This window comes from Bradyrhizobium sp. USDA 3397 (assembly GCF_054060965.1).
The window spans coordinates 388984-411963 of the sequence record NZ_JBSSDS010000001.1; the positions used below are offsets into that span (position 1 = coordinate 388984).

The window sequence follows — 22980 nt, forward strand, 5'->3', positions numbered from 1 at the left end:
CGCTTCTCGCTCCGCCGTCATTCCGGGGGGCGCGCCCCTTGGCGCGAGCCCGGAATCTATTGGGCCGCAGCGTTGCTGCCAGATGGATTCCGGGTTCGCGACTTCGTCGCGCTCCGGAATGACGGTCAGGGTTGGGCTGGCGCATGGGCTGTGCCCGCCGATTTCGGCCTAAAAACCCCTGTGCATGGCTGGCCAGCGGCCCGAATTGCTTTGATTCGTCACGCGGCCGTGCTATCGACCCGCGTCAACCCCACCGATGGGCTCCGATTCTCAAGGCGTTGCCGCAAGGGACGCCGAGGGCGGCGCTCATCCATTAGCATTTGCGGCAGGGCCGCAGGAAGGAGTTGGCAGATGGCCACGGTGCAACTTCAGGGCATCCGCGAAGCCTTTACGTTCGACGACGTGCTGTTGAAGCCTGGCCTGTCCGACGTCATGCCGGGCGAGGTCGACATCCGCTCCCGCGTCACCCGCGCCATCCCGCTCAACATCCCGATCATGGCCTCGGCCATGGACACCGTCACCGAGGCCCGCATGGCGATCGCCATGGCGCAGGCCGGCGGCCTCGGCGTCATCCACCGCAACTTCGATCCCGAAGGGCAGGCCGCCCAGGTGCGGCAGGTCAAGCGCTACGAGTCAGGCATGGTGGTGAACCCGCTCACCATCAGCCCCGACGCCACGCTCGACGACGCGCTCAAGCTGATGAGCGACCACGGCATCTCCGGCATTCCCGTCGTCACCGGCGCCGGCAAGAACACGCCCGGCAAGCTGGTCGGCATCCTCACCAACCGCGACGTGCGCTTTGCCACCGACCGCCGGCAAAAAGTCTCCGAGCTGATGACGCATGAGGGGCTCGTCACGGTCCGTGAGAATGTCAATCAGGACGAGGCGCGGCGGATGCTGCACCAGCACCGCATCGAGAAGCTGCTGGTCGTCGACGATCAATATCGCTGCGTCGGGCTCATCACCGTGAAGGACATGGAGAAGGCGGTTGCCCATCCGCTCGCCTGCAAGGACGGGCAGGGGCGTCTTCGCGTCGCTGCCGCCACCACGGTCGGCGATACCGGCTTCGAGCGCACCGAGCGGCTGATCGATGCCGGCGTCGACCTCGTCGTCGTCGACACCGCGCACGGCCATTCCCGTCACGTGCTGCAGGCGGTGAACCGCATCAAGCGCCTGTCCAATTCGGTGCAGGTCGTCGCCGGCAACGTCGCCACCACGGAAGGCGCGCAGGCGCTGATCGACGCAGGCGCGGATTGTATCAAGGTCGGCATCGGCCCGGGCTCGATCTGCACCACGCGCATCGTCGCCGGCGTCGGTGTGCCCCAGCTCACCGCGATCATGGATGCGGTCGAAGCGGCGAAGAAGGCCGATGTCCCCGTCATCGCTGACGGCGGCATCAAATATTCCGGCGACCTTGCGAAAGCGCTCGCGGCCGGCGCCGACATTGCCATGGTCGGTTCGCTGCTCGCCGGCACCGACGAGACGCCCGGCGAAGTGTTTTTGTGGCAGGGCCGTTCCTACAAGGCCTATCGCGGCATGGGCTCGGTCGGCGCGATGGCGCGTGGATCGGCCGACCGCTACTTCCAGCAGGACATCAAGGACACGCTCAAGCTCGTGCCCGAAGGCATCGAGGGCCAGGTGCCCTACAAGGGCCCGGTCGGCAACGTCATGCACCAGCTCGCCGGCGGCTTGCGCGCCGCGATGGGCTATGTCGGCGCACGCGACATGAAGGAGCTGCACGACAAGTCCCAGTTCGTCCGCATCACCGGCGCGGGCCTGCGCGAAAGCCACGTCCACGACGTCACCATCACGCGCGAGAGCCCGAACTATCCGGGCGGGGGTTAGGCGCTTCTCGGTGTCATCGCCCGCGAAGGCGGGCGATCCAGTACGCCGCGGCTTCTCGGTTCAACAACGATTGTCTAGGAGTACTGGATGCCCCGCGTTCGCGGGGCATGACGGCGCCTATGTGGCGTGCGCGCATCGAGCCTGCGCGAAGCAATCCAGTCCTTTTGTGTTGACGCGGCTGGATTGCTTCGCTTCGCTCGCAATGACAGAAAAGTGGAGGAAGCCATGGCCCAAGGTCAACATAGCGCCAAACGCATCGTTCTCGCCGCGCGTCCCGTCGGCGAACCCAAGCCGTCTGATTTTCGCCTGGAGGAATTCGCAGTTCCGATGCCAGGGCAGGGCGAAGTCCTGCTGCGCACGATCTGGCTGTCGCTCGATCCCTATATGCGCGGGCGCATGAGCGAAGGGCCGTCCTACGCAGCTCCGGTGCCGGTCGGCGGCGTGATGGAAGGCGAGGCGGTCAGCGAGGTCGCGGCCTCCAACAATCCCGATTTCGCGGTCGGCGACATCGTGCGCATCCGCTCCGGCTGGCAGACCCATGCGATCTCGAACGGCAAGGGCCTGATCAAGGTCGATCCCAAGCTCGGGCCGATCTCGACCTCGATAGGTGTGCTCGGCATGCCCGGCATGACCGCCTATACGGGCCTGCTCGACATCGGCAAGCCGCAACCGGGCGAGACCGTCGTCGTTGCCGGTGCGTCCGGCGCGGTCGGCTCGGCAGTGGGGCAGATCGCCAAGATCAAGGGCGCCCGTGCGGTCGGCATCGCCGGCGGCAAGGACAAGTGCGACTACGTGGTGAAGGAGCTCGGCTTCGATGCCTGCATCGATCACCGCGATCCCGATCTCGCCGCCAAGCTGAAGGACGCCTGCCCTGGGGGTATCGACGTCTATTTCGAGAATGTGGGCGGTGCCGTGTTCGAAGCGGTGTTTCCGCTGCTCAACCCGTTTGCGCGCGTGCCGGTGTGCGGCCTGATCGCCCATTACAACGACACCGAGGCCAAGCCGCCGAAATGGGCGGCCAGCCTGATGCGCGCGACGCTGACCAAGCGGCTGACCTTCCGCGGCTTCATCGTCTCCGACTTCGCCGCCCGCCACGGAGACTTCCTGCGCGACATGTCCGGCTGGGTTCGCGACGGCAGGGTCAAGTACAAGGAGTTCGTCACCGAGGGCCTGGAAAGCGCCCCCGGCGCCTTCATAGGCCTGCTGAAGGGGGCCAATTTCGGCAAGCAGCTGGTCCGGGTCGGGCCGGACAAGGCCTAGGCATGATCCGGAAAAGTGCGAAGCGGTTTTCCGGAAAGATCATGCCCAAACAACAACCTAAAGCGCGGGCGCATTCATCGCGCTTTAGGCGACAGGGAATGGGACTCACGTGGCTCCGCGGCCACACACCGCGTGGGGATAGTTAAGAAAGAGTCACCAAATGGTCACACCTGCCCGCAAAAGCCGCGGGTGTGACCCCCTGTTCATTGACGGCCGGACGAAGGCATTGAATCATCGCGCATATTTTAGGTGCTGCCATGTTAGAGATTGGTATTTTCTGCGTCATCCTCCTGGCCGCCGGCTATTGGGCGACCATGTTCATCATGGGCCGTCGCGACGACGTCATCCATGGCAAGTTCGTTCACGCCGAGGACGAGGGCGAATTCGCCCCGGCCGCAATGCCTGCGCCTCCGCCATTCCCGAAGCGTCCCGTGAAAGCTGCGCAGCGCCCCGCTGCTCAGCCAGCCGGCACCGAGGCTAAGCCGGTGAACAGCGCCGCGCTGCAATCGCTGCTCGCCGCGATCCAGCAGGATCTCAAAAGCGTGGCTTGAGTCTTCCGCGAGGCCGCAACACACGAGCGGCTGAGGTTCAGCCGCACATGTGCGCCATGGCTGTGACGGTGCGCTACAGCATAGCGGTTTTCCGAGTAGCGGTTTTCCGAAAAGATCATGCTCAAACAGTAACCTATAGCGCGATCACGATTCATCTTAATCGCATCGCGCTTTAGGCGGCGTGCCGCATGCGTTCGATACTCTGGGTAATATGGTTTCCTGCGTCGTCAGCCACCTTCAAAGACATGTCCGCCATCCGGCGGCTGGTATCGAGGGCGCTTCTGATCGAATCGCGCATCAGATCGGTCTGCACAGCCGCCAAATCCTGCGGAGTTCGGCAGCGCCAGAGTTCATTCATACGGTCCATGGTCCTCTCGATCTGCTGTCGAACGAAATCGAAGTACTCGCGTGAGACGCCGTTCATTCCTTTGACGACCGCGGTTGTAGAGTACATGATTGCTTCAGCGTTGCGGACCGATCGTTCTGTTGCCTGCTCCGTTTCATTGCCCGTCACACCGAACGTGCGACCAAGCTGATCAGCAGACCGGCCCAACATCACAGTGGCCATGTCGACGCCGAAGCGCCAACTGTTTTGCAACATCTCGGCATTCTGTTGCAGCAGGTGACTGCTGGCTTGGGCTACCTCCTCGCTGGCCTCAGCGGTAGCTAAGCCGATCCGTCTGGTTTGCTCAGCGGTCCTTTCGGCGGCGCGGCGCATTGTGTCCTCAGGGCTTTGCGTAGACTTTTCCTCCTGGCGTGGATTAGCCATCTGTTGCTCCTTGGTTATTGTTGGTGACGTCGGATCCTCTCCGTCACAGGTGCGATCCTTAGCGGCCAACGTGGGCATTTCTCGACCGTTCCGGGGCACGTGATTTTTAATCAATCCTCCGCGATCGCGCGCAGGAACGAGCGCTTCAACTTCCAATTACTCCATGGATTGGTTCACTTGCTTGGCACCGCGGGTCTCATGTTCTTACCCTCGATCATCAAGGGTCACTAATGACCACCGCTGAAACCGTGTTGCTCATCGCTGCCTTGTTATTAGCGCTTCTCGTCGTCGGTAACATCGGCTTCTCCAAACTGGCCGAGTGGAGGAATCCACCAATCGGCAAGTTCCTCGAATGCGACGGCGTAGTGCTCCACTATGTCGATCGCGGTGATCCGGCCGCTCCTTGCGTCGTGCTGCTCCATGGCAACGGATCCATGATCCAGGACTTCACGATCAGCGGTCTGGTCGATCTTCTTGCCCGCACCAATCGCGTGGTGTGCTTCGATCGCCCAGGCTTTGGCTATAGTCAGCGGCCGCGGCTCCGAATATGGACCGCGGCAGCTCAAGCCGCTCTGTTGGCGAAGGCGCTCAATCAACTTGGAATCCGCAATCCCGTTGTGCTCGGCCATTCTTGGGGCGCCTTGGTCGCTATCGCTCTCGCCGTGCGAAAGGATTATCCGACCCAAGGTCTTGTGCTTGCGTCAGGGTACTATTTCCCGACCGGCCGATTGGACGTGTGGCTGATGTCAGGTCCAGCCATACCGGTCCTGGGCGACTTGGTCAGTTACACTGTCGCGCCGATCGTTTCGTGGGCCGTCCTGCCAGGAGCTCTCCGCAAGATCTTTGCGCCCCGTTCTGTCCCGCAGACGTTCAGGAATGAATTTCCAGCGTCTTTGGTGCTCAGGCCCACACAGTTGAGGGCGGCTGCGGAGGAAAGTGCACTCCTCATTCCAACTGCAACACAATTCCAAGCTTATTATCCAGCCATCGGCGAGCGAGTGCAGATATTCCACGGAACAGAGGACCAAGTGATCGAATTCAGACAAGCGCAGGATTTACATCAAGCACTGCCTCGGTCCGATCTTCACCTTGTTCCAAATGCCGGGCATATGGTCACGTACGCAGACCCCGCCGCCATCGTGGAGGTCGTCAATTCAATGACGAACTCCTGAGATCGGCAGCGACGGCCGTCACTGGGCCTTGCCGCGTGCAGGCGCAGCAGCCGGCCGCAACTCCATTCTTGATATGCCTGCTGCGACGTTCACACCTGTCTGCGCCTGGACGGACACCGGCTGCAAGGCGATCGTACGATCCGAGCCGCCCACCAGGAGGTTGGCACCAACTCCGGCGCCGACAGTGCCGCCGGCGGTCGCGCCCGCATAAGTTCCGGCCAAGGCTGCCCGGCGAACTGTCGTTGGCGCAAACACGGTCCAAACGAGCTGACCGCCGGACGTGGCTCCTATGTCGAGACCAAGCGTGCTGACGGTGCCTTCGTAAGCCTCGCGCGCCCTGCCTCGTGCCGATGCATAGATGCAACTCAGCTGCCGTTGTCCCGCAACAATCATGCCGACTCCGGGCGATATGTTGCACGTGAGTGTGCCGACTCTCGAGCGCCCAGCCTCCTGCGCCGTTGCCGGAACCATCGTGAGGGCGAGTGCCAAGGCCGCGCAAGCCGTTGCCAAATTGGTCAGTCTCGCTTCATTCAGCGTTGTCCTGGTCATGGGGCCTCCATCGACGTAGTCTGATCGTCCTTCAATGCGCGCGGAGCCAGCGATGTTCCTGTTGGTCGCAAGCCGAAGCTCCAGAACCACGAGACGGGCCTCGCTTACGGGTTCGGGATGTGGAGCACGCGTGTCCGGCTCTGCGCTAGGTGTTGAGTGACAGGTGGACATCAAGCGCGCCTACTGCACGCAGCCGATTTTATCAGTGCCCGTCGCCCATCTGGATCAGCAGTTCCTCGATGTCGACATCGACTTGGCCGGCGGCCCTGACGTGGCGGACCTCGAGACTGTCGGGCTGGAAGCGGTATTCGACCAGGCCGACCTCCTTGATCGCGATCCGGTCCTGGCGCTGATCGTTGATGACGAAGCCCGCCGACGGCGCCCAGACGTGGCGGATGTTGCGGAAGGTGAAGTCGCGGCGCTGGTGCACGTGGCCGCTGGCAATGAGACGCAGGTCGACCTTGCCGAACATCTCGATCAGCCGCGCCCGCGCTGGCTGCGGCACGTAGCGGATCGACGTCTCCGGCGTCTCGGGATCGTCGGGCAGGTTGAGGAAGAGGGGCTTGTGCAGGAACAGCGCGACCGGCCTGCCGTTCGCTTGCGCGATCTCGCAACAAAGCCAGTCGAACTGCTCGGCCTCGAAGGCGAGCCCTGAGTTCATCACCAGTGAATTGAAGCCGATGAAGCGCCAGCCCGCGGCGTCAAACGCCCAATGATCTTCGCCGATGATGTCGCAGAACTGCTGGCGGTGCGTCTCGCTGACCGGCGGCTTCGGCGCCGGCCCGATCGCGGTCGGATTGTCCCCGATATCGTGATTGCCGGGGAGATAGCGGCAGGTGACGGGCAGCGCGTCGTGCAGACCTTTGGCAAACTCGACGTCGTCGCGGTTGGTCGGCCCGTCGAACGAGACGTCGCCGGTGTTGACGACGAGATCGGGCCTACCGGCGTCGATGTGCTCGCTGATCGCCGCGAAGTTGGCGATCAGGCCGGGAAAGCGCCGGCCGAGATGGGTATCGGAAATCTGCGTGAGACGAAATTCGGACATGCGATCATCCTACCCGTCGCCGCGCGTCGGAACGATGACGGCGCGGGCATGGATCGCAGCGAACAAAGTTTAAAGCACGCGGTAGCGGATGGTGTAGCCGTCCTGCGGGGCGATGGTACCGGCGAGCGGGGCGGCAATGCGGTCGGCGAGGTGCCAGGGGCCGAACTGGCCGGAGCGATGCGGCTCGGCCGGCAGGCGGAGGCGGAACTCGAAGACGCCCTTGCCTGAGAGGTTCACGACGAGAACGCGATCGGCCGTGCGGTGGTTGAGCACCACTGCGCCGCGCAGCACGGCCCGGCCGTCCGAGAGGTCGCGCACGCCGTCCACCAGCGCCAATGTCTGGTTGCGGTCGGTGTGCAGCTCGATCTGGCTGTCACTCACCGCCGTCAGCATCTCCCGGGGCATGCGGATCTCGAACTCGACGGCGGGCTTGGAGGGGTTGAGACCGAGATAGGCGAGCGCCGCGTGACGCATGTCGTAGGCGGCAAAGGCGAACAGCGCGAGCGCGGCCAAGGTCGCCAGGCCATGCCGGGCGACGTCCCGCCAGGTCCGATAGCTCAGGCGGAAGTAGACCGTCATGGCCAACGCGACCGCGAGCGCTGCCGCAATCCCCGACAGCGCCGACATCAGGAGGCCGAGCTGGCCCGCGGCGGCTTCGCTGAACAAGCTGGACAAGGAATTCATGGCTGGCTCGCCTCGGGGCCCAAAGGGCCGAATCGCTTTAACAATCTGGGGTTGGTCGCGGAAGCGGGAACGCCGGTTCAAGTCATTCATTGTCAGCGCCAAAAGTCGCGGCTAATGACGGCGGCGGCATTTCGCCTTTACGGGAAAGTTCCGATGTCCGTTCAAATGGTCCTGCTGCCGGTCTTCGTGCAGGTCGCTCTCACCTTCGCGCTGCTGATCGGCATGGTCCTGGCGCGCCGCAAGACCCTGGTCTCCGGCGAGACCAAGATCCGCGACATTGCGCTCGGCGAGCCGAACTGGCCGAAGGGCGCCACACAAATCGCCAATTGCTACCGCAACCAGTTCGAGCTGCCGGTGCTATTTTACGTACTGATCGCACTGGCATTACCCCTGCGCCGCGCCGATTTCTTCATCGTGCTGATGTCCTGGGTGTTCGTGGTGACGCGCTTTGCTCATGCCGGCGTGTTCGTTTCCTCCAACGATCTCGGCCGCCGCTCCACGGTCTGGCTCGCTGGCGTGCTGGTGCTGCTCGCGATGTGGATCTACTTCGCGCTGAAGCTTTTGCTGCTGATCTAGGCGCTGCGCACCACTTGAAAGAACCCGAATGACCCCCGCTGCCCGGCTGTCCGCAGCCATCGAACTGATCGACACCATCGAGAGGGACCGCGTGCCCGCGGCGAAGGCGCTGAAGGAGTGGGGCACCGCGCACCGCTTCGCCGGTTCCGGCGACCGCGCGGCCATCGCTGGCCTCGTCTGGGATGTGCTGCGCCGCTACGCCTCGAGCGCCTGGCTGATGGATTCCGATACCGCGCGGGCCCGGCTGATCGGCATGCTCCGCCTCGAGCGCAAGATGGACACGGCGACCATGGGCGCCTTGTTCGACGGCAGCCGCTTTGCGCCGGCGCCGCTGACCGAGGCCGAGCAGGCTGCGCTCGCCTCGCGCTCCCTCCAGGACGCCCCGGCCGCCGTCGCCGGCGACTACCCGGAGTGGCTCGACCCGCACCTTGCAAAAGTGTTCGGCGAGGACCGTGCGGCGGAGGCCGCCGCGATGGCGAGCCGGGCGCCGCTGGACCTGCGTGTCAATACGCTAAAATCCAACCGCGACAAGGCGCTGAAGGCGCTTTCTCATCTTCATGCAAAACCGACGCCCTGGTCCGCAACCGGCCTGCGCATCGAGCTTTCGGCCGATGCGCGCAACCCCGGCATCCAGGCGGAAGAGGATTTCATCAAGGGCGCAATTGAAGTGCAGGATGAGGGATCGCAGCTTGCAGCCCAATTCACCGCGGCAAAACCCGGCGAGCAGGTGATCGATCTCTGCGCTGGCGCCGGCGGCAAGACGCTGGCGCTGGCCGCCCTGATGCAGGGCAAGGGCCGGCTGATCGCGACCGACCGCGACAAGCGCCAGCTCGCGCCGATCCACGAGCGGCTATCGCGCGCCGGCGTCCACAACGCCGAAATCCGCACGCCCAAGGGCGAGGCCGAATCGCTTGCCGACATCCGCACCACGGCCGACCTCGTCGTGATCGACGCGCCCTGCACCGGAACCGGCACCTGGCGCCGCAACCCCGATGCCAAATGGCGGATGCGCCCCGGTGCGCTGGAGATCCGCCTGCGCGACCAGGCCGATGTGCTGGAGCGCGCGGTTCCGCTGGTCAAGCCGGGCGGCCGCATCGCCTACATCACCTGCTCGGTGCTGGCGGAGGAGAACGGCGAGCAGGTGAGGGCGTTTGTCGGCCGACATGGCGAGTTCTCGGTCGTCCCGCCCGAGCAGACCGCAAGCGTGCTCTGGGACAAGGCGGAAGCCTTTGGCGAGGCCGCGCTGCAATCCGCCGAGGGCTGGCTGATGACACCGCGCCGGACCGGGACGGATGGGTTTTTCGTGTCGGTGCTGAAGAAGAAGGGCTGATCGACGTTGTCATTCCGGGGCGCGCGTAGCGCGAGCCCGGAATCCATCGTGCGGCGGTCTCCGCGGGTCAATGGATTCCGGGTTCGCCCTGCGGGCGCCCCGGAAGGACATCAAAAACAAAAGCCCCGCAGACCGATCCCGGTCGCGGGGCTTTCGAGTTCCAACGTTCTGCCGGTACGTCCGCGGTCAGAACGGTGCGAGGGCGTTAGCCGACGCGGAGATTGTCAGCCGACGACTTGCCGCTGCGGCGGTCGGCGACGATGTCGAACGAGACCTTCTGACCCTCGTTGAGGGAGGAGAGGCCAGCGCGCTCGACGGCGCTGATGTGAACGAACACGTCCTTCTGGCCGTCATCCGGCTGGATGAAACCATAACCCTTTTGGGTGTTGAACCACTTCACGGTGCCCATAGCCATGGGAATTTCCTTGTTTAGTTAGAGAGGTACGCACGCGGACCGGTACGCAGCATTGCGCCCATAGTCCCTGATGAGTCGATGTTTGGAGAATTCATCTGAAGCGTGCGCGCCCGTCAGCAACGAAGCGAAGCGGCCCAGTCGTTCGGCCAAGTATCGATGATCACAATATAGCGAGAATTTGGGGCCACTTCAAGGCACCACCCGTGGCCCGAAACGTCGCGCCACTTTGCTATTTTGCGGTGCAAATCAACCGTCGAGCGCGCCTCAGTCGACGATGAAGAGCGTCGCCCCCTTCGTCGTCGAGGACCGGTGCGCGGCGTCGCCGAAGTCCGATACCTGGTAGCTCATCCCCGCCGTGAGCGTGAATTTGCGCCCGTCGCGCAACTCGGAGTCGAGCTCGCCCTTCAGCACGTAGAGCACGTGGCCGCGATCGCACCAATGATCGGCCAGATAGCCCGGCGAGTATTCCACCATCCGCACGCGGAGTTCGCCGATGTTGAGCGTGCGCCATGTGGCCTCGCCGCTCTCGCCGGGATGCGCGGTCGGCTCAACCTTGCTCCAGTCGGTGACGGTAAAGGGGGAGGTGGGGAGCTTCATGGGGGAATCCTGATTTGGATGGACCGTCGGGTGGTCGTGCACGTTACGTGGGCGGCGAGGGCGTCAGCGTGCAGCCGGCCGCCTCTTGCATCCTGCTCGCATTGATGACCCAGACCAGCAGGGCCGCGGCGCTGATGCCGGAACCCAGCATGCAAACGCCGCTCCAACCTGCCACAGCGTAGACCATGGTCGCCGCGATTCCGCCGGCTGCGCTGCCGATAGAATAGAACACCATATAGGTCCCGACCAGCCTGCTTGCTGCGTCGGGACGCGCGGCGACGATCAGGCTCTGGCTGGTCACATGTACGGCCTGCAGCCCGAGATCCAGCATGATCACGCCCAGGACGACGAACCAGAGCGAGACTTGCAGGCAGGCGATCGCGGCCCAGGCGCCGAGCATCAGCACCAACGATAGTCCGGTCGTGCGTTGGGCCCATCCAAGGTCGGCGAGACGACCGGCGTTGCGCGCGCCGAGTGCTCCGGCGAAGCCGGCGACCCCGAGCAGCCCAATCGTTGTGTGCGACAGCGCGAAAGGCGGCGCCGACAGCGGAAGCACGATCGACGTCCAGAACACGTTAAGATCGGCGAAGATCAGGAACGCGAACAAGGCGCGCTCCCGCAGGATCGGCTCCTCCGCGAACAGCGCCGCCGTCGAGCGCAACAGCGATAGATACGAGGAGCCTGCCATTGCCGTGGGCGCGCCGCGCGGCAGGACTTGCAACAGCAAGACGGCCATCGCGAGCATGAGGCCGGCCGAAACCAGGTAGACCATGCGCCAGCCGCCGACATCGGCCAGAGCGCCCGAGGCGAAGCGCGCGAGCAGGATTCCGCCGACGACGCCGCTGGTGACGGTCCCGATGGCGCGGCCCCGCCCGTCCGGCGTTGCGAGCGTTGCGGCAAAGGCGACCAGGATCTGCACGACCACGGCAAGCACGCCGACCAGCGTCAGTCCCGCGAGCAGCACAGCGGCGTGGGATGCGGTGCCGACGACCAGGAGTCCGGTCGCCGACAGTGCAATCTGGCCGGCGATCAGACGACGGCGATCCCAGAGGTCGCCGAGCGGCACGATCAAGATCAAGCCGCACGCATAACCGATCTGCGTGAAGGTCACGACCATGCCGATCGCTGCGGGAGCGATTCCGAGGTCCGCGGCCATCGAGTCGAGCAGGGGCTGGGCGAAGTAGATGTTGGCGACGCTGAGGCCGCAAGCCAGCGCAAGCAGCAGCGCCAGCGCGGAGGAAAGCCCGTACCCGGCCGTCCCGGCACTATCCTTGGGGTTGCCTGGGGCGAGATCATTGCTCGTCATCCGTCATCTCCGGCACGCTTTCTGGTCTCATTATAAGACCAGTTGCGGGCGGCGCCGTCTAGTCTTATTTTAGAACCAGATCGGAGTGGGAGCATGAAGCGGACAGGTTTTTCCGGGGCCGACTGCCCGGTGGCGCGTGCGCTCGATGCAATCGGTGACTGGTGGTCGCTCCTCATCGTGCGCGATGCCTTCGACGGGCTGCGCCGGTTCGGCGATTTCCAGAAGAATCTCGGCATTGCCAAGGGCATGCTCAGCGCGCGCCTGCGCAAGCTGGTAGAGCTCGACGTGCTCGAGATGGTTCCGGCGTCCGATGGCAGCGCGTATCAGGAATACGCACTGACGAGGCGTGGACGCGACTTGTTTCCCGTCATTGTCGGTCTGCGCCAATGGGGCGAGGCACATCTCTACGGGCGCAGCGAGGCACATTCCGAGCTGGTGGACCAGGCCGGCCAACGGGTGGGGCAGCTGGTGCTGCCGTCGCGAACCGGCCGGCCGCTGACATGGTCCGATACGAAGGTGAGGAAGGTGAGCACGCGCAAGCGCTGATGTCTCTGCGCGGATCAATGCGCTAGATGGTTCGCCGAGCCCTGCACGATCAGCCCGGCCTCGTTCACCCGCAGATATTCGCAGATCTTCTTGCCCCGTTCGTTCTGGTAGAACACCACGAGGCTGTCCGGGCTGACGAACAGGTCGATCAGCGAGAAATGCAGGTTCGGCACCAGGGGAAGCGCCTTGCCCCAATAGGCGCGAAGCGCATCCTTGCCGCGCACGGTGCCGCTGGGGTCGAATCCCAGCATCGGAATGCGGTCAGACGTCATCACGGCCGCCTCGTCGTAGAGCGTGAGCACGCGCTCGAGGTCGCGCGCATTCCAGGCCTCGACCCAAGCCCGGCCGAGCGCGGCAAGCGTTGACGGCTGATGGTGCTGTGACATGGCATTTCTCCCTGATCGGCCCCTTTGTATGATAGGTCAATAATACTTACCTATATATGTCGTCTTGTCCATGCCCAAAGAAGCATGTGGGCCCGCCGCGACCGCGGTTGCGGCCCGGGCCGCACCAGCGTATTGGCTGGCCATGACAGCAGCACAGAACGACCGCTCCGCGTCGACGCCCTCGGTGGCCTCGGCGCACGACAAGATTCTCATCGTCGACTTCGGCAGCCAGGTGACGCAGCTGATCGCGCGTCGCGTGCGCGAGGACGGCGTCTATTGCGAGATCGTCCCGTTCAACAAGGCGGAAGCCGCCTTCGAGGAGATGAAGCCGAAAGCGGTGATCCTGTCCGGCGGCCCGGAATCGGTCCACGAGGCCGGCTCGCCCCGCGCTCCGCAATTGATCTTCGACTCCGGCGTGCCGGTGATGGGCATCTGCTACGGCCAGATGACCATGGCGGCCCAGCTCGGGGGCGAGGTCGAGGGCGGCCATCACCGCGAATTCGGCCGCGCCGATGTCGAGGTGAAGGCCGAGAGCCAGCTGTTCGCGGACGTCTGGTCGTCAGGCAGCAAGAACCAGGTCTGGATGAGCCATGGCGACCGCATCACAAAAATGCCGCCGGGCTTCTCGGTCGCCGGCACCTCGCCGAACGCGCCGTTCGCGATCATCCAGGACGAGAAGCGCAAATATTACGGGCTGATGTTCCATCCCGAAGTGGTGCACACGCCCGACGGCGCAAAGCTGATCCGCAACTTCGTGCGCAAGATCGCCGGCCTCACCGGCGACTGGACCATGCGCGCCTTCCGCGAGGAGGAGATCGCAAAGATCCGCGCGCAGGTCGGCAAGGGCAGGGTGATCTGCGGCCTCTCCGGCGGCGTCGATTCGGCCGTGGCGGCCGTGCTGATCCACGAGGCCATCGGCGACCAGCTCACCTGCGTCTTCGTCGACCACGGCTTGATGCGCCTCAACGAGGCCGAGCAGGTCGTCGACCTCTTCCGCCACCACTACAACATCCCGCTCGTGCACGTGGATGCCTCCAGGCAATTCCTCGGCGAACTCGGGGGCGTCACCGACCCTGAAGCCAAGCGCAAGACCATCGGCCGCCTCTTCATCGAGGTGTTCGAGGCTGAGGCCAAGAAGATCGGCGGCGCCGATTTCCTGGCGCAAGGCACGCTCTATCCTGATGTGATCGAGAGCGTCTCCTTCACCGGCGGCCCCTCGGTCACCATCAAGTCGCACCACAATGTCGGCGGCCTCCCCGAGCGCATGAACATGAAGCTCGTCGAGCCCCTGCGCGAGCTGTTCAAGGACGAGGTGCGCAAGCTTGGCCGTGAGCTCGGCCTTCCCGAAATCTTCGTCGGCCGCCACCCGTTCCCGGGCCCGGGCCTCGCCATCCGCTGCCCCGGCGAGATCACCAGGGACAAGCTCGACATCCTGCGCAAGGCGGATGCGGTCTACATCGACCAGATCCGCAAGCACGGCCTCTACGACGAGATCTGGCAGGCTTTTGCCGTGCTGCTTCCGGTCAAGACCGTCGGCGTCATGGGCGACGGGCGCACCTACGACTACGTCGTGGGCCTCCGTGCCGTGACCTCCACCGACGGCATGACCGCGGACTTCTACCAGTTCGACATGAAGTTCTTAGGCGAGACCGCGACGCGCATCATCAACGAGGTGAAGGGCGTGAACCGGGTGGTGTATGACGTGACGAGCAAGCCGCCGGGGACGATTGAGTGGGAGTAGGGGGCGCGGATGGCCGAAGAGGAATTCTCACGGGTACCGGTTTGGCAAATTCCTCGACGAAATCCTGGCTACATCTACATCATTGAAGCTGGAGGCCTCCTTAAGATCGGCAAATCTAAGCATCGTGAATCCCGCATTCGCGATGCTCGAACTTGGTTGCCCGATATGATCCTTGTTGGAGTCAAGCCGTTCTGGAATGTAAACTATCTAGAGAAGGAGTTGCACGAAGGACTAGCCCAGTGGTGGTACGAATGGCGAGTGGTTTCTTCCAGGTGCGGACCCCTATCGCGAGAACTTTCTTTCTAACTTTCGAGCATTCTCTGACAGCGAAAACCAGCGTGATATGAATTCAGTGAACTTCTCTTACTGGATGCATGACGTGGCTGAAATAGCTATGGAGCGTGCATATCGTGGGCAAGCTCTGCGAGCATTTCAGCGAGACGTTTCCGAAATGAAGAAGAAGCAAAAATAGCGCGCATCTCGGCGTGTAGTTTCCAGTCATAAATTGGGGCAGCAAATTACGTGCGATGCATCTTCTGTAAAATGCCGTCGGACACCTCGATAAGTGTCGAGCATATTGTTCCGCACTCCTTCGGTAATAGGAAGGCCATTCTTCCCAAGGGTATCGTTTGCGATCCGTGTAATAACTATTTTGCACGTAAAATAGAGCAGCCCCTTTTAGCTGATCGCTCTTTTCGCAATCTCCGCGCATGGTACCAAGTTCCCAACAAACGGGGACGGCCGCCAGCGCTTCACGGCGTTCTTGCCGGTACTGAGTTAGAGATCGGCCTCCGTCTCCGAAATGGTGCGCTCGAGATCAAGCCAGAGCGTCAAAGCCAAGCCGAGGAAATTCGTGAACACCTAACGTCAGAGGGGGCGCCGCCATTTCTATTTGAGCTCCCGATGGACCCGCCTAAAGCCCTGATGTCGAGATTACTCGCCAAGATGGCCTTGGAAATGTTCAGCCTTCGATTCTTTCACGATCTTCAGCTGATTGATCAGCTGATCGAAGATGCCCACTGGGATAGAATTCGGCGATGGGCTCGATTTGGTGACAACTTCGACCATTGGCCGTACGTTCAGCGCAGCGTCTACCCCGAAGAGACCTTAATGCGTCACCCCGACACGGGTCTCTGGGTCCAGGCCGGCTACAGTATCGATTTGTTCATAACAAAGCGACGCGAAACTTTCTTGGCGTTCGTTCTTTATGGCCATGAATTTGTGATCAATTCTGGTGGCCCGTCCATCAAGGGCTATGAAGAATGGTTGGAGCATCACGGTGGCATTAGTCCGCTCGTGGAGCGGCTGGGTATGCGACTCGATCGCCACAGCGCGCCACCAAAGGTATTTCTTAAAGGCGATGCGCTCTTGCGAGCAGGAATTGAGTTCGACAAGGCACAAGGAATATCGGGCCTTTAAGTAAGGAGTTGGGTCACGCTACTATGTTTTTAACGCTGCAAGGCGTGATCGAACGCGATCTAACCACTTATCATACCACCACCAGTCGCCGGGTCGAAGTTCTACGCCATATTGATGTGCTGGGTTCTTTGCGTCTTCTGCCTTCCAAAGAAGCTGATGAGCATGTTGATTGAACTTTGGATGGCCTTCGTGGCGCAGGATTTCTACGATGTCCTTTGGTTTGTACTTTTTTCGCTCAGATTCCTTGACTAGCACTCGAGTTATCTCTTGCCCCTCGGCGGAATCTGGTCGGATAAACTCGACTACTTGGTCTGCCTTTCCTTTCGAATTTACGGATCGCTCAACGTAAGCGACGCGGTATGCATATTTTGGATCGCGAACAATCTCGTCTGGTAGGCTGTCTTCATAATCTGTGTGTGCTGCAATCAGATGGTGAGGAAGGTTCGTGTCCTTGAGGAGTAGGTCGCGTTGATTTTTGCCAATACCCGAGAACTGTAGCGCGACGCCTAGTTCACGATCCAATCCATACTCAGCGCCAAACAGCGATTTGACGGCATTGCTGAAGTTCAAACATGTCGCTTGCAGCTTCGCGCTGATGAGGTCGTCGATCCGCCTTGTCATTTGATGCTCGATTTCGTGGCGGATTTCGATTAAGAACTTGAGATTGGCTTTGGTCGCTGCATCCAGGGGGCAACTTGGGTCTCCTAGGCAAGTCTCTAGCTCCCAGTGCTTATCGGCCCCGTGTCGAGTTTTCAGGAGTTCGCCTGTCCGTCGGTCCGTGTAACGATAATCTACCCCTGTGCGTTTGAAGTGCGCGTGCATTAGATAGGTCCAGGCGATCACAGCCGTGACAATGAATACCTCGGACTTAAAATAAGCGCGCGGGTTGTTGTACCCTTGCACTGCATGGAGCATTGCTTCGCGCGCCTTAATCAGAAGCTCGTCCCCAACGAGGTGAAGGCCGCTGCTGTCTACATTAGGCCAAGCTTCGAGGAATGAGGCTAACTCTCCAGGCTTGCCGGCGCAGTGGCGGCGTGTGTTTTCTCATCTCGGATGTCTTTGATCCGGGCGTGATTTATCGATCGAGTGGGGCGGGTGAAGTAAGCGAGAATGTCTTGATCTGTCTTTTTAGGCGGCGTCGCCATCATTGCCTTGATGATGGCGACTTCCCATCGATCAAGGCGGTTGTTTCGATTTCGAGCCATCGCCAATCCGGTTTGATTTGAGCTGCGTGATTCTTCAATCATTGATTGCAGGTTCGCATTCGTCGAGTCCAGTCGACGAAAGTAGCTTGATCCTTTCAATAAATTGCCCCTGTCCCGATTGTTGCGCAGGTGCCCCGCACTTCCGCCGGATGTCTGCGAACCGCTCCCATGATACGACCTGCGCGTCGTCCTTCTGGAGCCCGCCCTGATGTCAGTCGCGCCCACTGCTACTTCTTTCGACTCCGACCCCGAAACCCTCGGCTGGATGCGCGGCTTCCCACCGTCCCCCGACCGCACCATCACCTTCCACGACGGCTCCTTCCGCAATTTCCCCGAGCTGCGCTGGGCCTGGAGCAACATCCGCCAGCTCGTTCCCACCGTGAACGTCTGGCGCGGAGCTGGACCTGCGTCGCCTCTGCCGCGGGCGGAGCAGGACATCGCCGCGGTCGCCTCGGTCACGATGGACGGGCGTCCCATGACTTTCGAGAAGATGCTGGAGGAGACCTACACCGACGGCATCGCGGTGCTCCACCGGGGCAGGCTGATCTATGAGCGCTACTTCGGCGCGTTGAAGCCGCACAAGCCGCATATCGCGATGTCGGTGACGAAGTCGTTCACCGGCGTGCTCGCAGGGATTCTGGTCGCGGAGGGCAAGATCGATCCGCAGGCGCCCGTCACGGATTATGTGCCGGAGCTGAAGCCAAGCGCGTTCGGCGATGCGCGCGTGCACGAGGTCATGGATATGACCACGGGGCTGCTCTACACCGAGGTCTACACCGACAAGAACTCGGACGTGTGGGGTCTCAGGCGCGCCAACGGCATGGCGCCGATCCCGACGGATTATGATGGCCCGACCACTATCTTCGATTTCCTCATCGCGCAGAAGAAGCAGGGCGAGCACGGCAAGGCCTTTGCCTACAAGACCGTCAACACCGACGTGCTGGCGTGGATCGTCAGGCGCGCCAGCAACATGACGCTGTCCGATCTGCTCTCCGAGCGCATCTGGCAGCCGATGGGCGCGGAGGAGGATGCGCATTATCACGTCGACCGCATCGGCACCGAGAGCGGCGGCGGCGGTCTCTCCACGACCTTGCGCGATCTCGCCCGCTTCGGCGAGACGATGCGCAATCACGGCCGCTTCAACGGGCGGCAGATCGTGCCGTCGCAGGTCGTCGAGGACATCGCGCGCGGCGGCGATCCCGAAAAATTCAAGCCGGCCGGCTACACCACGCTGCCGGGTGCCTCCTACCGCAATCAATGGTGGGTGACGCACAACGACCACGGCGCCTACATGGCGCGCGGCGTCTACGGCCAGGGCATCTACATCGATCCCAAGGCCGAGATGGTGATCGCGCGCTACGCCTCGCATCCGATGGCGGGTAACGCCGCCAACGATCCCGTGACGCTGCCGGTCTATATGGCGCTGGCGAAGGCGCTAATGACGGGCGGGTAGGGTGGATTAGCCTGCGGTTGCGCGAAGCGCAGCCCGCCGGCGTAATCCACCACCTCTCGTCGCGCCGTGTTGGCAGATGGCGGATTACGCCTTCGGCTAATCCGCCCTACGAGCTGCCGCTGAAGTAGCGACCTCGGCCTTCATCGTTCGAGACGCCCGCTTGTGCGGGCTCCTCACCATGCTGGCCGCAAGACGAGACCTCATCCTGAGGGCCCGCCAGAGGCGGGCGTCTCGAAGGATGGGCCGCGGGTGAGCTCGTGCCTCAGTCGCGCGCCTCCTGCCAATGCGGATAGGTGACGTAGGCGGTGAGGGCGCCTTGCTCGTGCGAGCGGATGGTGACCGTCTCGCCCTTCGGCATATGGACGATCTCGCCGGGACCGGCGGTGACGGTGCTGCCGTCGCTCGTGACCGAGAGCTTCCCTTCGAGGACGATCATGACATCGTCGACCTTCATCGTCTCCTCGAGATTCTGGTTCGGCGCGTAGCGGCCATAGCCGATCGTGATCGGTCCGCCGTGGCGCTGGTCGACCATGTTGGCGACGAAGATATCGCCGTCCTGTCCCGGTGAACGCTCGAGCGAAGCGTCGGCGAGGGCGAATTTGCGTACTTTCATATGGTCGTTCCATCTCGTGTGGCTGGGGGAGGGGCACCAATAGACGCCGTGGCCGTTCTTTGGTTCCGGTTTGACGCGGTCGAGCGCTGGCAATATAAGAATTGACTTATATAAGTTGTGACCGATATTGCTTCCGGCGGAAGAACGACAGGGAGAACCGAAAATGCAGATCGACGTCGCCAGGGTCTTGGGGCTTGTGACGCGCTCGGTGAGGAGCTTCGAGAAGGACGGCAAGCCGGCCAGCGCGGTCACGCTGACGCGGCTTTACGACACCAGCTTGGACGATCTCTGGGACGCCGTGACCAGCAGGGAACGCATCCAGCGCTGGTTTGCGCCGGTGGAAGGCGACCTTCGCCTTGGCGGACGATACCAGGTCAAGGGCAATGCCGGCGGCACCATCACGTCCTGTAAGCCGCCGAGCCATTTCGCCGCGACCTGGGAATTCGGCGGCTCCACGAGCTGGATCGACGTCAGCCTGACAGCCGAGCGAAGCCAGGCGCGCTTGACGCTTGAGCACACCGCAATCATCGAGGATCATTGGAATCAGTTCGGCCCGGGTGCGGTCGGTATCGGTTGGGACCTCGCGCTTGCGGGCCTGGAGCGATATCTTGCGACCGGGGCATCGGTCGATCATGAAACGGCGGAGGCCTGGATGGTCTCGCCCGAGGGCAAGGAATTCATGACGACGAGCGGCGAATCTTGGCGTGCGGCGCATGTCGCGAGCGGGATCGACCCTGACGAGGCGAAGCAGCGCTCTGACCGCACCATCGCGTTCTACCGCGGCGAGACGCCGCCCGACATCGTTCATCCCGGCACGGGAAGCTGATGCACGCCTTCGAAGTCCTCGCCGATCCCGTGCGCCGTCGCATCCTCGAGCTGCTCGGCCTCAAGGAGATGGCATCCGGCGAGGTCGTCGAAATCATTGGTGCCGAGTTCGGCATCACTCAGGCGGCGGTCTCGCAGCACCTCAAGGTGCTGCGCGAGAGCGGCTTTGCGAGCGTCCGGGCGGAGGCGCAAAGGCGGCTCTATTCGGTCGACGCGGCCGGGTTGCAAGCGGTCGATGCCTGGGTCGGCCAGTTCAGGACTTTCTGGGAGCCGAAGCTGGACGCGCTCGCCACCGAGATCGCGCGCGGCAAGCGCGAGCGCCGCAATGCGCCGATCACCAAGCGGAGCGGCAAGAGGGCTTGAGGGAGTTGCGAACCTGGTGGTGAAGGAGCAAGTTCACGCAGGATGCGGGCCCGGCTCGCAATACTCGATCAGCAATTCGGTGAGAACCCGTATCTTCCGTGCGGGATGCTGGCCCGGAGGGCGGATCACATAGGCACCCGCCGGGGGCGGGGGATAGCGCGTCATCACCGGCACAAGCGCTCCGGACGCGACATGTTCATGGGTGAGGCGGTCGGGAAGGTAGGCGATCCCGAGTCCTGCCATTGCGGCGGCGAGGAGAGCTGTGCCGTTGTCGGCCTTGAAGCGTCCCTGCGGACGAACCGTGATGATCTTGTCGCCATCCATGAGTTGCCACGCTTCGGTGCCTTGCATCAGCGCCTCATGGGCGACGAGCTCCTCCGGCGACTCCGGCGATCCGTTGGCCTTGATGTAGTCAGGGCTCGCGAGAAGCTTCCCGTGGATTGGTCCGATGCGTCTCGCAATCAAATTGGAGTCCTGAAGATAGCCAATCCGTATCGCACAATCATAGCCCTCCGCGATGAGATCGGCGAAGCGATCGCTGTAGCAGGTGTGGATCTGGAGATGCGGATGGCGGCGGGCCATTTCTGCAAGGATGGGAGCGAAGTGGGTCGGGCCGAAAGAAAGCGGCACTGCAACGCGCAAGCGGCCGCGCAGCTCTCCGGCGGGTAGGATCGCTTCCCTCGCTGCATCGATCTCGGCGCGGACCCTGGCTGCATAGTCTCGGAACGTGAGGCCGGCTTCCGTGAGAGCGGCCCCGCGGGTCGTTCTTGCAAGAAGTTGGACGCCAAGTTCCGCTTCGAGCCGGAGAAGCCGACGACTGACGATCGATTTCGCGACCCCCAGCCGGGCCGCAGCGGATGAAATTCCTCCGGCGTCGGCAACTTCGACGAATGTCCGTATTTCTTCGAGATCCAACAGCGTTCCCCATTCGGCGACACAGCGTTCCGCGGCGGCACACTATCGTATCGCATTCGGGAACGCCAATGTCAGTGTCGGGCTACGTCGCTGCTGACGTGCGCCTCCGAACCAATGCCGCTCACGACGGCAGTAAAGGATGCAACGATGACTTTTCGTAACGGCCTTGCTTCGCTTCTCCGGCCCGAAGATTCAGTGCTCGTCTTGATTGACCACCAGCCTTACCAGCTTGCGAACGTGAACAGCCATGAACCACAGATGGTGATCAACAATACGGCCGGTCTGGCCAAGGCCGCCAAAGCCTTCGGCGTCCCCACGATCCTGACCACGGTGATCGCTGAACGGGGTGGTCTCCTTTTCCCTCAGATCACGGAGGTTTTCCCCGGCCAGGAGGTGATCGACCGAACCTTCATCAACACTTGGGAAGATCGAAGGGTGGTGGACGCAGTCAAGGCCACGGGCCGCAAGCAGCTCATCATCGCTGGCCTGTGGACCGAGATCTGCGTCGCCATGCCGGCGATCCAGGCGCGCGGCGAAGGCTGGGATGTAACGGTGGTCACCGACGCGTCTGGCGCCGTTTCGGTGGAGGCCCATCAGGTGGCAATCCAGCGCATGATCGCGGCGGGCGTGAATATGATGACTTGGCTGGCGGTCGCTGCCGAATGGCAGCGCGACTGGGCTCGGATCGATCAAGCTGTCGCGCTCACGAAGGTGATCACGGAACATGCCGGCGGGAGCGGCATCGCGTATCTATGGGAGCAGCAATTGCTCAACACGCCTGTGCCCCGGTGAGCGGGATGATCTGAGCGTGTGTGGAGCCAGCGGCTGCGCGAAGCGTGGGCCGCTGGCGCAGTCCACCCGCCCGGCCTCCGGCGCTGGCGCATAGCGAATTCACTTAGCCGGTCGTCAGGGTCTCTGCATCTTCTCGAACTTCTTGACCAGCCGTTCCCGTTTCAGCCGCGACAGCCGCTGGATCCAGAATAGGCCGTCGAGCTGGTCGATCTCGTGCTGGTGACAGACGGCGCGCAAGCCTTCCGATTCCTCGGTGTGCATGTTGCCATCGAAGTCCTGATAGCTGATGCGCACGCGCGCGTGTCGCTGCACCTCGTCATTGACCCCCGGCATCGAGACGCTGCCTTCGCGATGCATGATCATCTCGGGCGAAGCCCATGTAATCTCCGGATTGACGTAGGTCTGCGGGCCGTACTTGTCGAGCTCCAGCACCACGACGCGCAAGGGCACACCGATATGCGGCGCCGTGATGCCGATGCCGGGCGCGGCGCGCATCGTGTCGAGCAGATCCTGCGCGAGCTGGCGTAAGCCATCGTCGAACGCGGTGACGGGGCGGGCAGGGCTCGCGAGCCGGCGGTCGGGGTAGCGGACGATCGGCCGAATGGTCATGCAAGCTCCTACCA

27 protein-coding genes are annotated in these 22980 nt (G+C 62.7%); 14 read left to right on the plus strand and 13 right to left on the minus strand.

Translation table 11 applies throughout. From position 1 onward, the window contains the following. Positions 1–351 precede the first annotated feature (351 nt). The 3 genes from guaB (at position 352) to ACVWYQ_RS01740 (ending at position 3656) form a co-directional block, all read left to right on the plus strand. Entirely contained in the window at positions 352–1845 is a 1494-nt protein-coding gene (gene guaB / locus ACVWYQ_RS01730) for an IMP dehydrogenase (protein WP_404541679.1), read from the plus strand. Positions 1846–2070: 225 nt separating this feature from the next. Then, on the plus strand, positions 2071–3105 hold the full coding sequence (locus ACVWYQ_RS01735) for an NADP-dependent oxidoreductase (protein WP_404541677.1): 1035 nt from the start codon (positions 2071–2073) through the stop codon (positions 3103–3105). 257 nt (positions 3106–3362) lie between these two features. Next, a complete protein-coding gene (locus tag ACVWYQ_RS01740; protein WP_128262189.1) occupies positions 3363–3656 on the plus strand; it encodes a hypothetical protein in 294 nt (97 codons plus the stop codon). A gap of 172 nt (positions 3657–3828) precedes the next feature. On the opposite strand, the gene ACVWYQ_RS01745 is transcribed toward ACVWYQ_RS01740, so the two are convergent. Beyond that, complete coding sequence (locus tag ACVWYQ_RS01745; RefSeq protein ID WP_036001015.1) at positions 3829–4425, minus strand: phasin family protein; 597 nt, start codon at positions 4423–4425, stop codon at positions 3829–3831. Positions 4426–4655: 230 nt separating this feature from the next. Between ACVWYQ_RS01745 and ACVWYQ_RS01750 the strand changes: the two genes are divergently transcribed. Further along, positions 4656–5597: an alpha/beta fold hydrolase gene (locus ACVWYQ_RS01750; RefSeq protein WP_036022562.1), complete on the plus strand. Its 942-nt coding sequence runs from the start codon at positions 4656–4658 to the stop codon at positions 5595–5597. Positions 5598–5615: 18 nt separating this feature from the next. Here the strand turns inward: ACVWYQ_RS01750 and ACVWYQ_RS01755 are convergent, their stop codons facing one another. From ACVWYQ_RS01755 to ACVWYQ_RS01765, 3 genes are all read right to left on the minus strand, one after another. Further along, the gene (locus ACVWYQ_RS01755) at positions 5616–6317 is read right to left on the minus strand and encodes a DUF992 domain-containing protein (RefSeq protein ID WP_456725369.1); all 702 of its coding nucleotides are present in this window, start codon (positions 6315–6317) and stop codon (positions 5616–5618) included. 31 nt (positions 6318–6348) lie between these two features. Further along, positions 6349–7191 (minus strand): metallophosphoesterase family protein, encoded by an 843-nt coding sequence (locus ACVWYQ_RS01760; RefSeq protein WP_404541675.1) that lies wholly within the window; start codon positions 7189–7191, stop codon positions 6349–6351. Positions 7192–7260: 69 nt separating this feature from the next. After that, positions 7261–7875, minus strand: a complete 615-nt coding sequence (locus tag ACVWYQ_RS01765; protein WP_404541673.1) for an acriflavin resistance protein — start codon at positions 7873–7875, stop codon at positions 7261–7263. 153 nt (positions 7876–8028) lie between these two features. Here ACVWYQ_RS01765 and ACVWYQ_RS01770 point away from each other — a divergent pair, with 153 nt between their 5' ends. Together ACVWYQ_RS01770 and ACVWYQ_RS01775 are read left to right on the plus strand one after the other, a co-directional pair. Beyond that, a complete protein-coding gene (locus tag ACVWYQ_RS01770; protein ID WP_404541672.1) occupies positions 8029–8451 on the plus strand; it encodes an MAPEG family protein in 423 nt (140 codons plus the stop codon). 28 nt (positions 8452–8479) lie between these two features. After that, positions 8480–9781 carry an RsmB/NOP family class I SAM-dependent RNA methyltransferase gene (locus tag ACVWYQ_RS01775; protein WP_404541670.1) on the plus strand — a complete coding sequence of 434 codons (1302 nt, stop codon included), beginning with the start codon at positions 8480–8482 and terminating at the stop codon, positions 9779–9781. A 205-nt stretch (positions 9782–9986) separates the two neighbouring features. Here ACVWYQ_RS01775 and ACVWYQ_RS01780 read toward each other — a convergent pair whose 3' ends face one another. The 3 genes from ACVWYQ_RS01780 to ACVWYQ_RS01790 form a co-directional block, all read right to left on the minus strand. Beyond that, positions 9987–10196 (minus strand): cold-shock protein, encoded by a 210-nt coding sequence (locus ACVWYQ_RS01780; RefSeq protein WP_008141931.1) that lies wholly within the window; start codon positions 10194–10196, stop codon positions 9987–9989. Between the two features lie 264 nt (positions 10197–10460). After that, positions 10461–10793, minus strand: a complete 333-nt coding sequence (locus tag ACVWYQ_RS01785) for a DHCW motif cupin fold protein (protein ID WP_404541668.1) — start codon at positions 10791–10793, stop codon at positions 10461–10463. Positions 10794–10836: 43 nt separating this feature from the next. Further along, a complete protein-coding gene (locus tag ACVWYQ_RS01790) occupies positions 10837–12099 on the minus strand; it encodes an MFS transporter (protein WP_271547121.1) in 1263 nt (420 codons plus the stop codon). A 93-nt stretch (positions 12100–12192) separates the two neighbouring features. Here ACVWYQ_RS01790 and ACVWYQ_RS01795 point away from each other — a divergent pair, with 93 nt between their 5' ends. Continuing rightward, positions 12193–12645 (plus strand): winged helix-turn-helix transcriptional regulator, encoded by a 453-nt coding sequence (locus tag ACVWYQ_RS01795; protein ID WP_404541666.1) that lies wholly within the window; start codon positions 12193–12195, stop codon positions 12643–12645. A gap of 14 nt (positions 12646–12659) precedes the next feature. On the opposite strand, the gene ACVWYQ_RS01800 is transcribed toward ACVWYQ_RS01795, so the two are convergent. Continuing rightward, complete coding sequence (locus ACVWYQ_RS01800) at positions 12660–13031, minus strand: nuclear transport factor 2 family protein (RefSeq protein WP_404541664.1); 372 nt, start codon at positions 13029–13031, stop codon at positions 12660–12662. 142 nt (positions 13032–13173) lie between these two features. On the opposite strand from ACVWYQ_RS01800, the gene guaA reads away from it, so the two are divergent. The 3 genes from guaA to ACVWYQ_RS01815 all read left to right on the plus strand — a co-directional run bounded on the left by guaA (position 13174) and on the right by ACVWYQ_RS01815 (position 16191). Beyond that, positions 13174–14772, plus strand: coding sequence for a glutamine-hydrolyzing GMP synthase (guaA, locus tag ACVWYQ_RS01805; RefSeq protein ID WP_404652086.1), 1599 nt, complete (start codon positions 13174–13176; stop codon positions 14770–14772). A gap of 9 nt (positions 14773–14781) precedes the next feature. Further along, positions 14782–15078 (plus strand): GIY-YIG nuclease family protein, encoded by a 297-nt coding sequence (locus tag ACVWYQ_RS01810; protein WP_456725370.1) that lies wholly within the window; start codon positions 14782–14784, stop codon positions 15076–15078. Between the two features lie 216 nt (positions 15079–15294). Beyond that, positions 15295–16191 (plus strand): HNH endonuclease, encoded by an 897-nt coding sequence (locus ACVWYQ_RS01815; protein ID WP_456725371.1) that lies wholly within the window; start codon positions 15295–15297, stop codon positions 16189–16191. 21 nt (positions 16192–16212) lie between these two features. Here the strand turns inward: ACVWYQ_RS01815 and ACVWYQ_RS01820 are convergent, their stop codons facing one another. Both ACVWYQ_RS01820 and ACVWYQ_RS01825 read right to left on the minus strand, forming a co-directional pair. Then, complete coding sequence (locus ACVWYQ_RS01820) at positions 16213–17106, minus strand: DUF3644 domain-containing protein (protein WP_456725372.1); 894 nt, start codon at positions 17104–17106, stop codon at positions 16213–16215. Positions 17107–17192: 86 nt separating this feature from the next. Beyond that, the gene (locus tag ACVWYQ_RS01825) at positions 17193–17438 is read right to left on the minus strand and encodes a hypothetical protein (RefSeq protein WP_456725373.1); all 246 of its coding nucleotides are present in this window, start codon (positions 17436–17438) and stop codon (positions 17193–17195) included. A gap of 166 nt (positions 17439–17604) precedes the next feature. On the opposite strand from ACVWYQ_RS01825, the gene ACVWYQ_RS01830 reads away from it, so the two are divergent. Beyond that, positions 17605–18849, plus strand: a complete 1245-nt coding sequence (locus tag ACVWYQ_RS01830) for a serine hydrolase domain-containing protein (RefSeq protein ID WP_456725374.1) — start codon at positions 17605–17607, stop codon at positions 18847–18849. 262 nt (positions 18850–19111) lie between these two features. Here the strand turns inward: ACVWYQ_RS01830 and ACVWYQ_RS01835 are convergent, their stop codons facing one another. Then, positions 19112–19462: a cupin domain-containing protein gene (locus ACVWYQ_RS01835; protein WP_456725375.1), complete on the minus strand. Its 351-nt coding sequence runs from the start codon at positions 19460–19462 to the stop codon at positions 19112–19114. A 163-nt stretch (positions 19463–19625) separates the two neighbouring features. On the opposite strand from ACVWYQ_RS01835, the gene ACVWYQ_RS01840 reads away from it, so the two are divergent. Then, the gene (locus ACVWYQ_RS01840) at positions 19626–20288 is read left to right on the plus strand and encodes an SRPBCC family protein (RefSeq protein ID WP_456725376.1); all 663 of its coding nucleotides are present in this window, start codon (positions 19626–19628) and stop codon (positions 20286–20288) included. Next, complete coding sequence (locus ACVWYQ_RS01845; RefSeq protein WP_456725377.1) at positions 20288–20650, plus strand: ArsR/SmtB family transcription factor; 363 nt, start codon at positions 20288–20290, stop codon at positions 20648–20650. Before ACVWYQ_RS01840 ends, ACVWYQ_RS01845 begins: the two co-directional genes overlap by 1 nt. A gap of 33 nt (positions 20651–20683) precedes the next feature. Here ACVWYQ_RS01845 and ACVWYQ_RS01850 read toward each other — a convergent pair whose 3' ends face one another. Further along, positions 20684–21565 carry a LysR family transcriptional regulator gene (locus ACVWYQ_RS01850; RefSeq protein WP_456725378.1) on the minus strand — a complete coding sequence of 294 codons (882 nt, stop codon included), beginning with the start codon at positions 21563–21565 and terminating at the stop codon, positions 20684–20686. Between the two features lie 147 nt (positions 21566–21712). On the opposite strand from ACVWYQ_RS01850, the gene ACVWYQ_RS01855 reads away from it, so the two are divergent. Continuing rightward, a complete protein-coding gene (locus ACVWYQ_RS01855) occupies positions 21713–22357 on the plus strand; it encodes a hydrolase (RefSeq protein WP_456725379.1) in 645 nt (214 codons plus the stop codon). 114 nt (positions 22358–22471) lie between these two features. Here the strand turns inward: ACVWYQ_RS01855 and ACVWYQ_RS01860 are convergent, their stop codons facing one another. Then, positions 22472–22966, minus strand: coding sequence for a peptide deformylase (locus ACVWYQ_RS01860; protein WP_456725380.1), 495 nt, complete (start codon positions 22964–22966; stop codon positions 22472–22474). Between the last annotated feature and the right edge of the window lie 14 nt (positions 22967–22980).

Bases quoted from the DNA above. Each gene is read 5' to 3' on its own strand.
- guaB (WP_404541679.1), top strand. From the start codon at position 352: ATGGCCACGGTGCAACTTCAGGGCATCCGCGAAGCCTTTACGTTCGAC.
- ACVWYQ_RS01735 (WP_404541677.1), top strand. From the start codon at position 2,071: ATGGCCCAAGGTCAACATAGCGCCAAACGCATCGTTCTCGCCGCGCGT.
- ACVWYQ_RS01740 (WP_128262189.1), top strand. From the start codon at position 3,363: ATGTTAGAGATTGGTATTTTCTGCGTCATCCTCCTGGCCGCCGGCTAT.
- ACVWYQ_RS01745 (WP_036001015.1), bottom strand. From the start codon at position 4,425: ATGGCTAATCCACGCCAGGAGGAAAAGTCTACGCAAAGCCCTGAGGAC.
- ACVWYQ_RS01750 (WP_036022562.1), top strand. From the start codon at position 4,656: ATGACCACCGCTGAAACCGTGTTGCTCATCGCTGCCTTGTTATTAGCG.
- ACVWYQ_RS01755 (WP_456725369.1), bottom strand. From the start codon at position 6,317: ATGTCCACCTGTCACTCAACACCTAGCGCAGAGCCGGACACGCGTGCT.
- ACVWYQ_RS01760 (WP_404541675.1), bottom strand. From the start codon at position 7,191: ATGTCCGAATTTCGTCTCACGCAGATTTCCGATACCCATCTCGGCCGG.
- ACVWYQ_RS01765 (WP_404541673.1), bottom strand. From the start codon at position 7,875: ATGAATTCCTTGTCCAGCTTGTTCAGCGAAGCCGCCGCGGGCCAGCTC.
- ACVWYQ_RS01770 (WP_404541672.1), top strand. From the start codon at position 8,029: ATGTCCGTTCAAATGGTCCTGCTGCCGGTCTTCGTGCAGGTCGCTCTC.
- ACVWYQ_RS01775 (WP_404541670.1), top strand. From the start codon at position 8,480: ATGACCCCCGCTGCCCGGCTGTCCGCAGCCATCGAACTGATCGACACC.
- ACVWYQ_RS01780 (WP_008141931.1), bottom strand. From the start codon at position 10,196: ATGGCTATGGGCACCGTGAAGTGGTTCAACACCCAAAAGGGTTATGGT.
- ACVWYQ_RS01785 (WP_404541668.1), bottom strand. From the start codon at position 10,793: ATGAAGCTCCCCACCTCCCCCTTTACCGTCACCGACTGGAGCAAGGTT.
- ACVWYQ_RS01790 (WP_271547121.1), bottom strand. From the start codon at position 12,099: ATGACGAGCAATGATCTCGCCCCAGGCAACCCCAAGGATAGTGCCGGG.
- ACVWYQ_RS01795 (WP_404541666.1), top strand. From the start codon at position 12,193: ATGAAGCGGACAGGTTTTTCCGGGGCCGACTGCCCGGTGGCGCGTGCG.
- ACVWYQ_RS01800 (WP_404541664.1), bottom strand. From the start codon at position 13,031: ATGTCACAGCACCATCAGCCGTCAACGCTTGCCGCGCTCGGCCGGGCT.
- guaA (WP_404652086.1), top strand. From the start codon at position 13,174: ATGACAGCAGCACAGAACGACCGCTCCGCGTCGACGCCCTCGGTGGCC.
- ACVWYQ_RS01810 (WP_456725370.1), top strand. From the start codon at position 14,782: ATGGCCGAAGAGGAATTCTCACGGGTACCGGTTTGGCAAATTCCTCGA.
- ACVWYQ_RS01820 (WP_456725372.1), bottom strand. From the start codon at position 17,106: ATGCTCCATGCAGTGCAAGGGTACAACAACCCGCGCGCTTATTTTAAG.
- ACVWYQ_RS01825 (WP_456725373.1), bottom strand. From the start codon at position 17,438: ATGATTGAAGAATCACGCAGCTCAAATCAAACCGGATTGGCGATGGCT.
- ACVWYQ_RS01830 (WP_456725374.1), top strand. From the start codon at position 17,605: ATGTCAGTCGCGCCCACTGCTACTTCTTTCGACTCCGACCCCGAAACC.
- ACVWYQ_RS01835 (WP_456725375.1), bottom strand. From the start codon at position 19,462: ATGAAAGTACGCAAATTCGCCCTCGCCGACGCTTCGCTCGAGCGTTCA.
- ACVWYQ_RS01840 (WP_456725376.1), top strand. From the start codon at position 19,626: ATGCAGATCGACGTCGCCAGGGTCTTGGGGCTTGTGACGCGCTCGGTG.
- ACVWYQ_RS01845 (WP_456725377.1), top strand. From the start codon at position 20,288: ATGCACGCCTTCGAAGTCCTCGCCGATCCCGTGCGCCGTCGCATCCTC.
- ACVWYQ_RS01855 (WP_456725379.1), top strand. From the start codon at position 21,713: ATGACTTTTCGTAACGGCCTTGCTTCGCTTCTCCGGCCCGAAGATTCA.
- ACVWYQ_RS01860 (WP_456725380.1), bottom strand. From the start codon at position 22,966: ATGACCATTCGGCCGATCGTCCGCTACCCCGACCGCCGGCTCGCGAGC.